Annotated in this window: 11 protein-coding genes; 6 read left to right on the plus strand and 5 right to left on the minus strand. The window is 73.8% G+C overall.

All coding sequences use genetic code 11. From position 1 onward, the window contains the following. Positions 1-623: L,D-transpeptidase family protein (locus KUM32_RS10865; RefSeq protein WP_217141636.1), on the plus strand; the 623-nt coding region annotated here is incomplete at its 5' end. Positions 624-729: 106 nt separating this feature from the next. Here the strand turns inward: KUM32_RS10865 and KUM32_RS10870 are convergent. Next, positions 730-2151, minus strand: coding sequence for a Gfo/Idh/MocA family protein (locus KUM32_RS10870; RefSeq protein WP_217141637.1), 1422 nt, complete (start codon positions 2149-2151; stop codon positions 730-732). A 293-nt stretch (positions 2152-2444) separates the two neighbouring features. Next, positions 2445-2666 (minus strand): hypothetical protein, encoded by a 222-nt coding sequence (locus tag KUM32_RS10875; RefSeq protein WP_217141638.1) that lies wholly within the window; start codon positions 2664-2666, stop codon positions 2445-2447. Positions 2667-2867: 201 nt separating this feature from the next. Here KUM32_RS10875 and KUM32_RS10880 point away from each other — a divergent pair, with 201 nt between their 5' ends. Next, positions 2868-3014 (plus strand): hypothetical protein, encoded by a 147-nt coding sequence (locus KUM32_RS10880; RefSeq protein ID WP_217141639.1) that lies wholly within the window; start codon positions 2868-2870, stop codon positions 3012-3014. A gap of 242 nt (positions 3015-3256) precedes the next feature. Next, positions 3257-5893 (plus strand): SpoIIE family protein phosphatase, encoded by a 2637-nt coding sequence (locus KUM32_RS10885; protein WP_217141640.1) that lies wholly within the window; start codon positions 3257-3259, stop codon positions 5891-5893. A gap of 35 nt (positions 5894-5928) precedes the next feature. On the opposite strand, the gene KUM32_RS10890 is transcribed toward KUM32_RS10885, so the two are convergent. Continuing rightward, positions 5929-6765, minus strand: a complete 837-nt coding sequence (locus tag KUM32_RS10890; protein WP_217141641.1) for a nucleotidyltransferase domain-containing protein — start codon at positions 6763-6765, stop codon at positions 5929-5931. Between the two features lie 276 nt (positions 6766-7041). Between KUM32_RS10890 and KUM32_RS10895 the strand changes: the two genes are divergently transcribed. Together KUM32_RS10895 and KUM32_RS10900 are read left to right on the plus strand one after the other, a co-directional pair. Then, the gene (locus tag KUM32_RS10895; protein WP_217141642.1) at positions 7042-8208 is read left to right on the plus strand and encodes a M23 family metallopeptidase; all 1167 of its coding nucleotides are present in this window, start codon (positions 7042-7044) and stop codon (positions 8206-8208) included. Positions 8209-8329: 121 nt separating this feature from the next. Next, complete coding sequence (locus KUM32_RS10900) at positions 8330-9868, plus strand: CYTH and CHAD domain-containing protein (RefSeq protein ID WP_217141643.1); 1539 nt, start codon at positions 8330-8332, stop codon at positions 9866-9868. Positions 9869-9902: 34 nt separating this feature from the next. Here KUM32_RS10900 and KUM32_RS10905 read toward each other — a convergent pair whose 3' ends face one another. Then, entirely contained in the window at positions 9903-10283 is a 381-nt protein-coding gene (locus tag KUM32_RS10905) for a hypothetical protein (protein ID WP_217141644.1), read from the minus strand. Between the two features lie 149 nt (positions 10284-10432). Here KUM32_RS10905 and KUM32_RS10910 point away from each other — a divergent pair, with 149 nt between their 5' ends. After that, entirely contained in the window at positions 10433-10762 is a 330-nt protein-coding gene (locus tag KUM32_RS10910) for an antibiotic biosynthesis monooxygenase (protein ID WP_217141645.1), read from the plus strand. A gap of 187 nt (positions 10763-10949) precedes the next feature. On the opposite strand, the gene KUM32_RS10915 is transcribed toward KUM32_RS10910, so the two are convergent. Further along, on the minus strand, positions 10950-14324 hold the full coding sequence (locus KUM32_RS10915) for a pyruvate carboxylase (RefSeq protein ID WP_217141646.1): 3375 nt from the start codon (positions 14322-14324) through the stop codon (positions 10950-10952). Positions 14325-14550: the final 226 nt, after the last annotated feature.

Consider the following 14550-nt stretch of genomic DNA (forward strand, 5'->3'; position numbering starts at 1 on the left):
CCCCCCACCCCGCTCCCCCGCGCCCGCTCCACCGCCCCCTCCCCGGGCTGGGGCCGGCCATGCGGGCCGGGCTCCCCTCCGGATCCCGGCAGGCCCTGGTGGTCACGGGCCCGACGGAGACCTCGTACCGGGCGCAGGCGGTGCTGTACGAGCGGGACCCCGTACACGGGTGGCGCGCCGTCGCCGGGCCCTGGCCGGCCCACAACGGCCTGCGCGGCTGGACCGAGGACCACGTGGCGGACGATCTGCGCACACCCATCGGCGTGTTCCCCCTCAGTGACGCCGGTGGCCTGCTGCCCGACCCGGGCACCCGCCTCCCCTACGACCAGGACCCGCTGTTCAACGCGGTGGGGACCGGGCACCTCGGCGAGCCGCTGGAGGGTTCGTTCGACTTCGTGATCGCCATCGACTACAACCGGGTGCCCGGCACCACCCCACTGGACGAGACACGACCGCTGGGTGAGGACAAGGGCGGCGGGATCTGGATCCACGTGGACCACGGCGGGCCGACCAACGCCTGCGTGTCCTTGAGCGAGGAGCACATGCGCGCGCTGCTGAACGCTCTGGACCCGGAGAAGGAGCCGGTCGTCGTCATGGGGCCGGAGGCGGCCCTGGCGCGGTAGCGCCGCCCCGCACGGAGGTGTTGCGGCGCCGGGGGCCGGTCCGCGCCGTCGCCCCGCCACGGTGCCGCCCAGTGCCGTGGCGGAGCGGCCCGGGGCCGGCCGGAGCTCAGCCGCCGGGCGGCATGTCGGTGGGAGCCGAGTCGAGGCCGGGCCTGCGCTCGCGCCAGGCGCCTCGGGTGAAGTCGGGGATCTCGACGGGGCGGCCGTCCCTGGCCAGCGACGCGGCGCTCAGCGGGACGGGCGCGCACCAGGCCGCCGAGTCGTACACGTCGATGTCCGGCACCAGCCCGGCGCGCATCAGTTGGACGGTCCGCCACTGCAGGACATAGTCCATGCCGCCGTGGCCGCCGTTGTTCGCGGCGTCGTCACCGACCTTCTGCCACAGCCAGTGGTCGTATTCCTTGCGGTAGCTCTCGAAGTCGCGCCAGGTGTGGCCGCCGTGGTCCGGTTCGACGTAGATCCGGGCTCCGGTCGGGGAGGGGCCCGCGTAGTCCTCGACGATTCCCCGGCTGCCGGCGAGGGTGTTGATGCGGCTGTACGGACGGGGCGAGCTCACGTCGTGCTCCGCGCGGATCGTCCGTCCCCGCGCCGTCTCGATCATGCAGGTGATCAGGTCGCCGTTGATGTACGTCTCTTTCCACGAGGGGTGGTCCCTGGGGACGAAGCGTGCGCGGTAGTCGGCCAGCCCCTTCGGCGCGGTCGCGGTGGCGCGCAGCGTGGTCATGCGGTCGCCGCGGTTGACGTCCATGGCCGCCGCGATGGGAGCCAGTCCGTGCATGGGGTAGAAGGAGGCGGTGGAGCGGGTGTGCCAGAGCCGCCGCCAGGAGTCGGTGTAGTAGGTGTCGGAGAAGAGGAGTTCGCGCAGGTCGTGGAGGTAGCCGCCGTGGCCGTTGGTGATGTCTCCGAACAGGCCGTCGTGCGCCATCCTGAGCATGGCCAGCTCGTTGCGGCCGTAGTTGCAGTTCTCGGACAGGAGCAGGTGTCTGCGCGTGCGCTCGGAGGTGTCGACGAGGTCCCAGAGCTGGCGCAGTTCCGTGGCGACGGGAAGTTCCACCACCGCGTGCCTGCCGCTGAGCAGCGCCTCCCTGCCGTGCTCGTAGTGGAACTCCCACGGGGTGGCGACGTACACCAGGTCGATGTCGTCCCGCCGGAGCATCCGGGCGTAGGAGTCGGCCGAGCCGCCGTACTCGGCGGGGCGCGGATGGCCCTTGCTCTCCAGTCGGTCGGCGGCGCGTTTCGCGCGGTCGGCGCGGATGTCGCAGACGGCGGTCACGGTGCAGCCGGGTACGGCCGCCCAGCCCGTGATCATGCCGCCACCCCGGTTGCCGAGGCCGATGACACCGACACGGACGGTTCTGTGGACGTCGAACGGCACACCGATCATGGACCTCTGGCCGGGTCTGCGGCGGGGTGCCGGTTCGGCGGCGGACGCGGACGGGGCCGACGCGGCCACCCCGGCGGCGAGCGCGCCGGTGGCGACGGCTCCGCCCAACAGCAGTCGGCGTGAGACAGCGGGCGTTTCGGACATGACGGCAACACTCCTCGGTGGGTGGTCGCATCACGGTCGGGCACGGGCAGGCACTGCCGGGGCATGACTCTGACGGGCTCAGCCGTTACATGTCAATACGTGCTCGATACAAAGCCGTTCCGAGCAGTTCCGCGCACCTGAAGGGCCGCGGCCCGTCCCTGATCGCACGCGACTCACCCAGGTGCGCACGGGTCGCTCCGCTCCACTCGGGCACAGGTGAAGGCCGCCGCTCACGCGGCGCCGGCGTTCACGGACGGCGCGTCCGGCTTCCCGTAGCCCCGTGGCGGGGACGGTCAGAACAGCCGCTCCTGGGCGGGTGACGTCCCGTGCCGCCGGTTCCGGCGGGACGTGCCCGGTGCGGGCGCCGGGTCCCCGAACAGCGGTGCCGTGCCGTACTCGTCCGGCTCGGCCGGGACCGTGACGGGACCGGTGCCCACGTTGAGGACCAGGGGTGCGTCCAGGTCGAAATCGCCCGGCGTCATCGCCACCCACTCACGGTCCTGCCGCTCACCCACGCACCGACACCTCTCTCGCGCCGCCCGCCGCGACCACGCGACGCTACCAGTCGCGCGGCAGCCCGCCGATCACGGCTCCCACCCGGCTCGTTCTCATCGTTCCCGCGCACCCGGCAACCGACGCCTCGTGATTTATTGTGCACTCAACGCCCCCTCTCCAATCACTTTCGAGCACCGATCGTCGTTTCGGAGCCTTGACAGGTGGTCGACGCCTTCCTCGACGCGGTCGCCACCGGAGACACGAGCGCCCTCGCGTCGGACGGCGCCGCGAGCCTGCGGACCCGCCGTGTCGTCCGGGCCGCCGAGCGGGCCCGCCGTACCGGCGTGGTGGTCACGATCGGCTCGTGACCACCGTCCGGAGCCGGTCCGTCGCGAGCCGGACACGGTTCGCCTCCCGCGGTGACCCGCGCGCCGGTGGGAACGCGGTGCCACGCCGGCGGGCCGTCGGAGTGATCCCCGCCCACCGGGTCCGGCCCCTCCCGGCCCGCCCCGGGACATTCACCCGACCGGCGGACGGACACGGCGACGAGAGCAGGGCGCGCCCGGACGGCGCGCTGCAGGGCGGGCCGTCCGGGGCCCACACTGGGGGCATGGGTTACCTCGATCCGGCGACGGTGTCACGGCGGTTCCCCGAGCGGCCGGGGAGCGTGGCATCGGCCCGACGCTTCGTGCGCACCGCACTGGACGACGTCGCCGCGGACCTGATGGACACGGCTCAGCTCCTGGTGAGCGAGCTGGTCACCAACGCGGTGCTGCACGCGCGGACCGAGGTCGAGGTGACGGTGTCACGCCCCGAGGGCCGGGTGCGCGTACGGGTCGGTGACCGACGGCCGAGCCGTGGACTCGTACCGCAGCACTGCCCGCCGTACGCCGGTACGGGACAGGGGCTGTCACTGGTGGAGCAGCTGGCCTCGCGGTGCGGGGTCGACTCCGGCGACGAGGGCAAGACGGTGTGGTTCGAGCTGTGGCCCGACGGTCCGCCGCCGCCGTCGCCCGGTTGGGAGGTCGCCGCGCCGCCGTGGCCCTCCCCACGGACGGTGACGCTCGTCGACGTGCCGAGTGCGCTGAACTTCGCGTGCGCGCAGCACCGGCACGCGGTGCTGCGCGAAGTGGCCCTCGCCGCGGCCGTCGGAGCGGACCTGCGGGTGGGGCCCGAGGACCTCGCGACCGCCCACGACATCAACAACGTGATCAGCGCCTGCGTGACGGCCGCGCTGGAGGAACCGCGCTCCGAGTCGAACCTCCGCTCCCTGCGCCTGCCGATGCCGGCCGACTCCGCGCCGGCGGTACGGACCCTGCGCCGCGTGCTCGACCTGGCCGACGAGGGCGCGCGGGAGGAACTGCTGCTCACCCTGCCGGATCTGCCGCGTGCCCGCGCCTTCCAGGACTGGCTGTTCGGCCAGATCGTCGGACAGCTGACCGGGGGCCGCCCCACCGCGTGGACGGTGATGCCACGTGAGCCGGAGGTCAGCTCCTCCGAGCTCGTGCCGTGGGACGCCGGCCAGGTGCAGGCCAGCAGGGTGCCGACCATCGCGGCCGACGAGGGCAACCGGATCATCGCGGCGAACGGTCCGGCGGCGGACCTGCTGGGCTGGGCACCGGACGATCTCATCGGGCGCAGGCTGACCACGCTCATCCCCGAGCACCTGCGCGGGCGCCACACGGCGGCGTTCTCCTCGCTGCTGCTCACCGGACGTGCCCGCATCGTGGGCCGCTCCGTGCCGCTTCCCGCGCTGCACCGTGACGGCGGGATGGTCCCGGTGCAGTTGATCATCCAGACCCAGGAGACGGCCGACGGCCGCACCGTCTTCGTCGGCCAGCTCGCCCCGCGGGCGACCACGTCCCTCGACGTGCCGAAGGCGGCTCCCGACAGAAGCGGGCAGACGGCGGCTCCGGGAGCCGACGGAGGCCCGCCGCCGACCGCGCCGGAGCGCGACCGGAGGACGAGCGGCGCCGAAGGCGGCATGTCGGCGCTGGACAGGCTCTCCCTCCTGGCCGACCTGGGGGCGCAGTTCAACAACACCCTGGACCTGGACGAGGGGCTGCGGCGTGCCGGCCGGCTGCTGACGCGGCGGCTGGCCGACTGGTGTGTGGTGGACCTGTTCACCGAGCAGGCCCAGGTGGACCGGGTGTGTGTCGTCCACCGGGACCCCCAGGGCCTGCGCCCCGCGGGGTACGAGGGCAGGCTGCCGCCGGTCGCGGAGGAGTCGCGCGGCCCGCTCGCCCGGGTACTGCGCGGCGCGGGGCCCCTGCTGCTCGCCGACGTCGTGCCGCCGAGCCGGGCCGAGAGCGCGCTGGACAGGCACTACTTCGAACTGCTGCGGGGGCTCGGGGCGGGCAGCGCCGTCGTCGCTCCGCTGCGGGCGCGCCGGAAGATCTTCGGGGCCCTCACCCTGACCCGTGCCCCCGAGGGACGGCCGTTCACCCAGGACGACCTGGCCCTGGTCGACGACCTCGTCCACAGCCTGGCGCTGGGGGTGGACAACGCCCGGCTGTACCAGGAGACGCGCTCCATCGCCGAGCGGCTTCAGCGCTCCCTGCTGCCGGTGCTGCCGGAGCCCGCGGGCCTGCAGCTGGCGGCCCGCTACGCCGCGTCCTCGACCACCGCGCAGGTCGGCGGGGACTGGTACGACAGCTTCGTCGTGCCCAGCGGTGACACGGCCGTGGTCATCGGCGACGTCACGGGACACAACCTCGACGCGGCCATCGCCATGAGCCAGCTGCGCAGCATGCTCCGCGGCATCGCCGTCGACCGCCAGGAGCCGCCCGCGATGGTGCTCCGCCGCCTGGACCTGGCGAACCACAGCCTCCACCGGGAGGCCACCGCCACCTGTGTCTACGGCCTGGTCAAGGGGCCGGCGCAGGGTCCCTGGGAGCTGAAGCACTCCTCCGCCGGACATCTGCCGCCCCTGCTGACCACCCGGGAGGGCGAGACCCGCTACCTCGACGAAGGCGCGGGCCTGCTCCTCGGCATGGACCCCGATGTTCCGCGGCCCACGGCCCACCACGCGCTGCCGGCCCACTCGACCCTGCTGCTGTACACCGACGGCCTCATCGAGCGCCGTGACGAGCCCCTCGACGACGCGCTGGACCGGCTGCGCCGCCTCGCCGCGGAACTGTCCCGCGAGCCCCTCGACACGTTCTGCGACGAGCTGCTGATCGGCCTGGGGGCCGACAGCGCCGACGACATCGCCGTCCTCGCCGTCCGCCCCTCGCCGCCCCACTGATCCGCGGCGCTCCCCCGTCCTGCCGGGCCGACCGGTCAGCCCGGACGGCCGGCCGCCAGCAGCTCCGCGATCTGTTCGTGCAGCCGCCGCGGCACCCGGACGGCCCAGCGGCCGGCCGCCTCGGCGCTCAGCTCACGGCTCCACCGCCAGCTCTCGCGCGCCGCCGCGCGCAGCTCGCCCTCCCGGGCGGCGGCGGTCGTGGTGATGTAGCGGTCGACGTCGGCGGCGCGCAGATCCCGTTCCAGTGCCCGGCTGGGCGTCAGCCAGTGCGCGGTGCTGTCGCGCAGGAGCCGGCACAGCTGCAGTTGCTGTGGGGCGACCACACCGTGCAACAGGGCGTGGGCGCGGGCCACTTCACCGCGCGCCAGGACGTGGGCCAGCATCAGGGTCCAGTTGGCCAGTTCGTCGGTGAGCTGCTGCGCGGTGCCGGCCGGCTCGGGCGGCACGAACGTGGCCAGGTGCCGGGCGGCCGCGGTGAGGCGTCCGGTGCGGTCCAGCAGGACGGCGTCCTCGGGGCGGGGCAGATGGACCATGCCCCGCCAGGTGGGGACTTCCTCGATGCCGGGGCCGGCCGGCGTGATGTGGAACTCGCCGCGCATCAGGTCGTCGAAGACGACGGCGAGGATGCCGTACATGTTGGTGTACGCCAGCCGCAGCGGAGCGAGCTGCGCGAGGAAGGCCCGGGCGTCGAAGGCGTCGAGGTGCTCGTCCTCCACGTAGAGGTACGCCTCGATGTCGGAGTGGGCGTCGGCCTCGCCGACCGTCCAGGATCCGTAGAGGAGTACGCCTTCGAGACGGGGTTCGGACCGGGCGAGCCGCCGCAGCAGGGCGATGCGGTCGTCCAGGGCGGGGCAGCGGGAGTGAACGGACATGGGGTGACTGTCTCCTGAGTGGCGCGCGGCATGTGTGACCGACGCCCGGCGTCCGCCGGGCGGATGACTGGGGACCGTGCGGCCGGTTCAGGAGACGCCCATGGGCCGGGATCATAGCGTTGCCGGTGGAGCGCGGAGTGACGGCCGGGCAGCGGGCACCGGATGCCCCACGGTCCTGCCCGTTCGGGCAGCCCCTTCTGCCTCGGGGGCTCCTGACGCTCGCGGAACGGGCCGTTAGTCTCCCTGCGTGAGTGACACGTCCTGGCGAGCGCCCAGGTGAACGACGAGCGGCTGACCGTGACGGAGGCGTCCGAGGACACGGACGGGGAGCGGCGGCAGCGGCCGGGACCGGACCGACAGCCGGATCCGGCACCCGTACCGGAACAACGGGAACGGGCCGGTAAGCGGCGGCGTCGCGGTCCGGGACCCGTCACGCTGCTGGTGCTGCCGGGCCTGGTGACCGTCACCGGTGTGGCCGCGTTCCTCGCGCTGACGGGCGGCCTGCCCTCCCCGTGGCCCGAGGACTCCGGCTCGGGTCAGACCGCCGCGGCCGGCATCGACCCCTCGTACGTCCCGTGGCTGCGCAAGGCGGCGTCGGCCTGCCCGGTCCTCGAGCCGTCGGTGCTGGCCGCCCAGATCGACCAGCTCTCCGGCTGGAGCGACGACACGGACGGCCTGTCGGGGCAGAAGGGCATCGCCGCCTTCACGGACAGCGAGTGGCGGACCTGGGGCAGGGACGACGACGGCAGCGGGCGCTCCTCGCCCCGCGATCCGGCGGACGCCATCATGGCCCTCGGCCGGCGGGACTGCTCCCTGGCCGGGAAGGTGACCGACCTGCGCACCGAGGGCAGGGTCAACGGGGACCTCGTGGACCTGACCCTCGCCGCCTACGCGACGGGGCCGGACGCCGTGGCGGAGGCGGGGCGTGTGCCTCCCGCCGCGGAGACCTACCTCGGCGAGGTCAAGGCCCTGATCCCCCGGTACGAGGCACTCGACCGGGACGACTCCGGCGACGGTACGGGGGCGGCGGCCGGCGCGCTCCTGTCCGCTCCGGTCTCCCCGCTCACCATCACCTCGCCCTTCGGCTCGCGGGAGCACCCGCTGACCGGGGTGACCAAGCTGCACACCGGCGTGGACTTCGCGGCTCCCCAGGGAGCGCCGGTCGTCGCGGCCCGGCAGGGCAGGGTCGTGTTCGCCGCGCCGACCACCGCGTACGGCAACCGCGTCGTGGTCGACCACGGGAGCATCGACGGCAAGCGGCTGGAGACGACCTACAGCCACCTGTCGTCCCTGGAGGCCACCGTCGGGCAGTCCGTGGAGGCCGGGACCCCGATAGGCCGGGTCGGCTCCACCGGCCTGTCCACGGGCCCCCACCTGCACTTCGAAGTCGTCTTCGGCGGGTACTACGCCGATCCGCGGCCCTGGCTCGCCGCCGGCGGCTGAGGGGGCGGGGGGTGTGCCCGGTGGGGCGTGCGGGGGGCCTGAGCCGCCGCGCCGCGGCAGCCGGAGAACACTCCCACCGCCCGACGTGTTTGAGGCGCCGGATCGCGTTCAGGGACACAGCATGACCCAGTCGAAACGCGAGACAGAGCGAAAGTACGAGCCGCCCTCCCCCGGTACCGGTGGGCTGCCGGACCTGACCGGTGCCGGCCCCGTCGCCTCGGTCACCGCGGCCGGGCCCGAGGAGCTGGACGCGGTGTACTACGACACCGCGGATCTGCGGCTGGCCGGCACGTCGGCCACCTTGCGCCGCCGGACGGGCGGCCCGGACGCCGGGTGGCATCTGAAGCTGCCGCTCACCGGGGACAGCCGGGAGGAAGTGCGGGCCCCGCTGTCGGACGACGTGCCGCGCGTGCTGCGCGAGCTCGTCGTGTCCCGTACGCGGGGTGCCGAGCTGCGTCCCGTCGTCCGCGTCCGGTCCGCCCGCACCGTGCGGCACCTGCGCGACGCCGACGGCCGGGTGCTCGCCGAGCTGAGCCTCGACGAGGTGCGCGCGGACTCGCTGCCGGCCGGTGGTGGCCATGCCGAGTGGAGCGAGCTGGAGGTCGAGCTCGCCGACGGGGTGCACGCCGGGCTGCTGGACACCGTCGAGCGGAGACTGCGCAAGAAGGGGATCGTCCGGGCGGACAGTCCCTCCAAGCTCGTCCGGGCGCTGCGGGAGACCGGAGCCCCGGTGGAGCGGGAGCGGCCTCGCCCGTCGGCCGGTGAGGTGGTGCCCGGGTCCCCGGGCGCCCACGTGCTCGCGTACCTGCGCGAGCAGACCGGCATCCTGGTGGCACTGGATCCGGCGGCCCGCCGCGACCTGCCCGACGGGGTGCACAGGATGCGGGTGACGTGCCGGCGCCTGCGCAGCTGTCTGCGCTCGTACCGGTCGGTGCTCGACCGGCGGGTCACTGATCCCGTGCGCGCGGAACTCCAGTGGCTGGCGGGCGAGCTGGGGGCGGAGCGAGACCAGGAGGTGCTGAGCGAGCGTCTCGCCGCCGGGGTCGCCGAGCTGCCCGACCACCTCGTGCTCGGCCCGGTCGCGGCCAGGCTGCGGGTGTGGGACGTGTCCCGCGGTGCAGCGGGCCGCACGCGTACGCGTCAGGCTCTGGCCTCGTCCCGCTATCTGCGTCTCCTGGAGGCGCTGGACGGGCTGGTCCGCCGGCCGCCCCTGCGCGCCGGCGCGGCGGGCAAGCCGGCCCGGACGATGGCCCGGGCGGTGCTCAAGGAGTACGACCGGCTGGCCGGGCGCATGGACCACGCGCTGGAGCAGCCGGCGGGACCGGCCCGGGACACGGCGCTGCACCAGGCGCGCAAGGCGGCCAAGAAGGTCCGCTACGCGGCCGAGGTCGCCCGCCCGGCGCTCGGCAAACCCGTGGCCCGCCTCGGCAGGCGTGCCAAGGCGGTGCAGAAGCTGCTCGGTGAGCACCAGGACGCGGTCGTCACCCAGGACGCCCTGCGGGGGCTGGCGGTGGCGGCCCATGGCGCGGGGGAGTCCGCGTTCACATGGGGGCTGCTCCACGGCCAGGAACGTGCGCGGGCCCGCGCACGGCAGGAGGAACTCCCGTCGGTGTGGCGGGCGGCGTCGGACCCCGCGCTCCGGGCGGCCCTGGAGCACTGAGCCCCGGTCACCTCGTGCCAGGGCCCTCGGCCGCTCACGCCGCGTGTGCCCGGTCCCGCACGGCGCGTACGGAGGCGGCCGGGGTCCGCACGGCCCTGACCCGGTAGGTGGTCCTGGCCGGGTCGGTCACCGGCTCGCCCAGGGTGATCCGGCCGGCGGCGTGCAGCAGGTCGCACGCGGCGGTGGGCAGCGCCGCGTAGCAGCCGCCCCGGCCCGTGGCCGAGTCCAGTGGCCGCCAGTAGCTGTATCTGCGCCGTCCGCCGTCGCGCACGGTGACGAACACGGGGGTACGCGCGTCGGTGATGATCCGCAGGACGTCGGCCTCGGCGGGACTGAGCGGGGCCCTCGGGCCGGCCCCGCGGCGAGCGGTCACGAGGGAGCCGGCGGTCTGCGGGGGTACGACGGCAAGCGGCATCTGCTGTGGCCTTTCCGGGACGGGGACTCGAGACCGCCTACCCGCTCCGGCCGGTGTTGATCTCGCTTGCCCGCATTCTGGTGCACGGCACTGACAACGCCGGTCCGCCGGGAGGCCCCCCGCCCCCCGGCATACGGCAGGATGGGGCCATGAGCGTAGTCAAGATCAACGTACTGACCGTTCCCGCCGAACAGCGCGAGAACCTGGAGAAGCGCTTCGCCTCGCGGGCCCACGCCGTGGAGAACTCCGACGGGTTCGAGTGGTTCGAGCTCCTGCGGCCCGTGGAAGGCACCGACGAGTACCTCGTCTACACGCGCTGGCGTGACGAGGAGTCCTTCCAGGCCTGGATGGAGGGCCCCATGAAGGCGGCGCACCGGGGCGGTGGCGCGGAGGGCGGCGAGCGTCCCAAGCCGGCGGCGAGCGGGTCCACGCTGTGGTCCTTCGAGGTGGTGCAGCAGGCGGCGCCGAAGAGTGCCTGAGCGGTGGTCGTGGGTCCCGGCGCGTCCGTCGCCCGCGCCGTCGGAGCCCGGTTCGACGACGGCGCGGACTCCGTACCCCGACGGCACCACGTAGGCCGGCGACCCGGGCCACATGTGGACGGACCCGACGAATCCGACGGTCCCCACGCTCGCCGCGCCGGCGGCCGTCGGGCTCCGGCTGCTCGGCTCAGGCGAGTTGGACGAGGAGGTCTCCTCCCTCGACCTGCTGGATGCGGTTGATGGCGAGCCTGGTCACCGTGCCGGACTTCGGCGCGGTGATCGTGGCCTCCATCTTCATGGCCTCGATGGTCGCCACGGTGGCACCGGCCTCGACCTCGTCGCCCTCGGCGACGGCCAGGGTCACCACACCCGCGAACGGCGCCGCGACATGGCCGGGGTCGGTACGGTCGGCCTTCTCGGTGACCGGGACGTCGGAGGCCGCCGACCGGTCGCGGACCTGGATCGGCCGGAGCTGCCCGTTCAGGGAGGACATCACGGTGCGCATGCCGCGCTCGTCGGCGTCACCGACCGCCTGCAGCTCGATGAGCAGACGCACGCCGGGGTCGAGGTCGACGGTGTACTCCTTGCCGGGGCGCAGCCCGTAGAAGAAGTCCTTGCTGTCCAGGACGCTGGTGTCGCCGAAGGAAGCGCGGTGGGTGTCGAACTCGCGGGCCGGCCCGGGGAACAGCAGCCGGTTGAGCGTCGCCCGGCGCTCCTTGGCCAGCCCGGTGCGGTCGTCGGCGGTCAGTTCCGGCAGGGGCCTGGCCTCGGCGCGGCCCCGCAGCGCCTTGCTGCGGAAGGGCTCCGGCCAGCCGCCGGGCGGGGTGCCCAGCTCGCCGCGCAGGAAGCCGATGACGGAGTCGGGGATGTCGAACCGGTCCGGCTCCGCCTCGAAGTCCGCCGGGGAGACGCCGGCGCCCACCAGGTGCAGGGCCAGGTCGCCGACCACCTTGGACGACGGGGTGACCTTCACCAGGCGGCCCAGCATCCGGTCGGCGGCGGCGTACATGGCCTCGATGTCCTCGAAGCGGTCGCCGAGGCCGAGCGCGATGGCCTGGGTGCGCAGGTTGGAGAGCTGGCCGCCGGGGATCTCGTGGTGGTAGACGCGGCCGGTCGGTGAGGCCAGGCCCGCCTCGAAGGGGGCGTAGACCTTGCGGACGCTCTCCCAGTACGGTTCCAGGTCGCCGACGGCCTGGAGATCGAGGCCCGTGGGGCGCTCGGTGTGGTCGGTGGCGGCGACGATCGCCGACAGGGAGGGCTGCGAGGTGGTGCCCGCCATGGACGCCACGGCACCGTCGACCGCGTCCGCGCCGGCCTGGATCGCGGCCAGGTAGGTGGCGAGCTGCCCGCCGGTGGTGTCGTGGGTGTGCAGGTGCACCGGCAGGTCGAACTCCCGGCGCAGCGCGGAGACGAGTGTCGCCGCGGCCGGGGCGCGCAGCAGGCCGGCCATGTCCTTGACGGCCAGGACGTGGGCTCCGGCGTTCACGATCTGCTCGGCGAGGCGCAGGTAGTAGTCGAGCGTGTACAGCCGCTCGGAGGGGTCCGACAGGTCGGCGGTGTAGCAGAGGGCGACCTCGGCGACGGAGGTGCCGGTCTGCCGTACGGCGTCGATGGCGGGGCGCATCTGGTCGACGTCGTTGAGGGCGTCGAAGATGCGGAAGACGTCGATGCCGGTGGCGGCGGCCTCCTGCACGAAGGCGTCGGTCACCTCGGTCGGGTACGGGGTGTAGCCGACGGTGTTGCGGCCGCGCAGCAGCATCTGCAGGCAGATGTTGGGCACGGCCTCGCGCAGGGCGGCCAGGCGCTCCCACGGGTCCTCGGCGAGGAAGCGCAGGGCGACGTCGTAGGTGGCACCGCCCCAGCACTCCAGGGACAGCAGCTCGGGCAAGGTCCGCGCGACCACCGGGGCGACGGCGAGCATGTCCTTGGTGCGGACCCGGGTGGCGAGCAGCGACTGGTGGGCGTCGCGGAACGTGGTGTCGGTGACGCCGATGGTGGGCGCGGCGCGCAGCCAGCGGGCGAAGCCCTCCGGACCGAGCTCGGCGAGCCGCTGCCGGGAGCCGGCCGGGGGTTCGCCGGCGGGCAGCGGCGGCAGCTTGGTCAGCGGGTCGACGAGTTCCGGCCGTTCGCCGTGCGGCTTGTTCACCGTGACGTCGGCGAGGTACGTCAGCAGCTTCGTGCCCCGGTCGGCGGAGTGGCGGGCGGTGAGCAGGTGCGGACGCTGCTCGATGAACGACGTGGTGACCCGGCCGGCCTGGAAGTCGGGATCGTCCAGCACGGCCTGGAGGAAGGGGATGTTGGTGGCGACGCCGCGGATGCGGAACTCGGCCACGGCGCGCCGGGCGCGGCTGACGGCGGTGGGGAAGTCCCGGCCGCGGCAGGAGAGTTTGACCAGCATCGAGTCGAAGTGGGCGCTGATCTCCGTACCGGCGTGGGTGGTGCCGCCGTCGAGGCGGATGCCGGAGCCGCCGGGCGAACGGTAGGCGCTGATCCGCCCGGTGTCCGGGCGGAAGCCGTTGGCCGGGTCCTCGGTGGTGATGCGGCACTGGAGGGCGGCACCGCGCAGGGTGATGTCCTCCTGGGCGAGTCCGAGGTCGGTCAGCGTCTCACCGGCGGCGATGCGCAGCTGGGACTGGACGAGATCGACGTCGGTGACCTCTTCGGTGACCGTGTGCTCGACCTGGATGCGCGGGTTCATCTCGATGAAGACGTGGTTGCCGTCGCGGTCGACGAGGAACTCGACGGTGCCGGCGTTGCGGTAGCCGATCTGCCGGGCGAACCTCACGGCATCGGCGCAGATCCGCTCGCGCAGTTCCGGGTCCAGGTTGGGGGCGGGCGCCAGCTCGATGACCTTCTGGTGGCGGCGCTGCACCGAGCAGTCCCGCTCGAAGAGGTGGATGACCTCGCCCCGGCCGTCGGCGAGGATCTGGACCTCGATGTGGCGGGGCTCGACGACGGCCCTCTCCAGGAAGACCGTCGAGTCGCCGAAGGCGGACGCCGCCTCCCGGGACGCCGCCTCGATGGCCTCCCGCAGCTGGGCGCGGTCCTCGACGCGGCGCATGCCGCGTCCGCCGCCGCCCGCGACCGCCTTGACGAACACCGGGAAGCCGATGTCGTCGGCGGCGCGGACGAGTTCGTCGACGTCGGTGGAGGGGGCGGAGGAGCCGAGGACCGGCACTCCGGCCTCGCGGGCGGCGGCCACGGCACGGGCCTTGTTGCCGGTCAGTTCCAGGATCTGCGCGCTCGGTCCGACGAACGTGATGCCGGCCTCCTCGCACGCGCGGGCCAGCTCCGGGTTCTCGGAGAGAAATCCGTAGCCCGGGTAGACGGCGTCCGCTCCCGCTCGGCGCGCCGCGCGGACGATCTCCTCCACGGAGAGGTAGGCGCGCACCGGGTGCCCCGGCTCCCCGATCTCGTAGGCCTCGTCGGCCTTCAGGCGGTGCAGCGAGTTGCGGTCCTCGTGGGGGAAGACGGCAACGGTGCGCGCGCCGAGCTCGTAGCCCGCGCGGAACGCGCGGATCGCGATCTCACCGCGGTTGGCGACCAGCACCTTGCGGAACATTGTTGATCCCTTCAGCCTGCCGGGTGACGAGACCATGGTGTCGGCGGCACCGGCGGTACGCCATGTGAGCCGGGCCACTCCTGACCCCGTGCGGTGGGGTCCCCCTCCTCCTCTCCCCCCTTCCCCCGCCACCGCCACCGCCTCCTCACCTCGCTCCCCCGCCCACCGCCCGTCGGGTCCGTCGCCCGGCCCGGGACCTCAACGGACTTTGGGGGCTCTTTTAAGG

Source organism: Streptomyces sp. AC627_RSS907, assembly GCF_019049165.1.

Excerpts from the sequence above, each read along its gene's own strand:
- KUM32_RS10870 (WP_217141637.1), bottom strand. The coding sequence starts at position 2,151 with ATGTCCGAAACGCCCGCTGTCTCACGCCGACTGCTGTTGGGCGGAGCC.
- KUM32_RS10885 (WP_217141640.1), top strand. The coding sequence starts at position 3,257 with ATGGGTTACCTCGATCCGGCGACGGTGTCACGGCGGTTCCCCGAGCGG.
- KUM32_RS10890 (WP_217141641.1), bottom strand. The coding sequence starts at position 6,765 with ATGTCCGTTCACTCCCGCTGCCCCGCCCTGGACGACCGCATCGCCCTG.
- KUM32_RS10900 (WP_217141643.1), top strand. The coding sequence starts at position 8,330 with ATGACCCAGTCGAAACGCGAGACAGAGCGAAAGTACGAGCCGCCCTCC.
- KUM32_RS10905 (WP_217141644.1), bottom strand. The coding sequence starts at position 10,283 with ATGCCGCTTGCCGTCGTACCCCCGCAGACCGCCGGCTCCCTCGTGACC.
- KUM32_RS10910 (WP_217141645.1), top strand. The coding sequence starts at position 10,433 with ATGAGCGTAGTCAAGATCAACGTACTGACCGTTCCCGCCGAACAGCGC.
- KUM32_RS10915 (WP_217141646.1), bottom strand. The coding sequence starts at position 14,324 with ATGTTCCGCAAGGTGCTGGTCGCCAACCGCGGTGAGATCGCGATCCGC.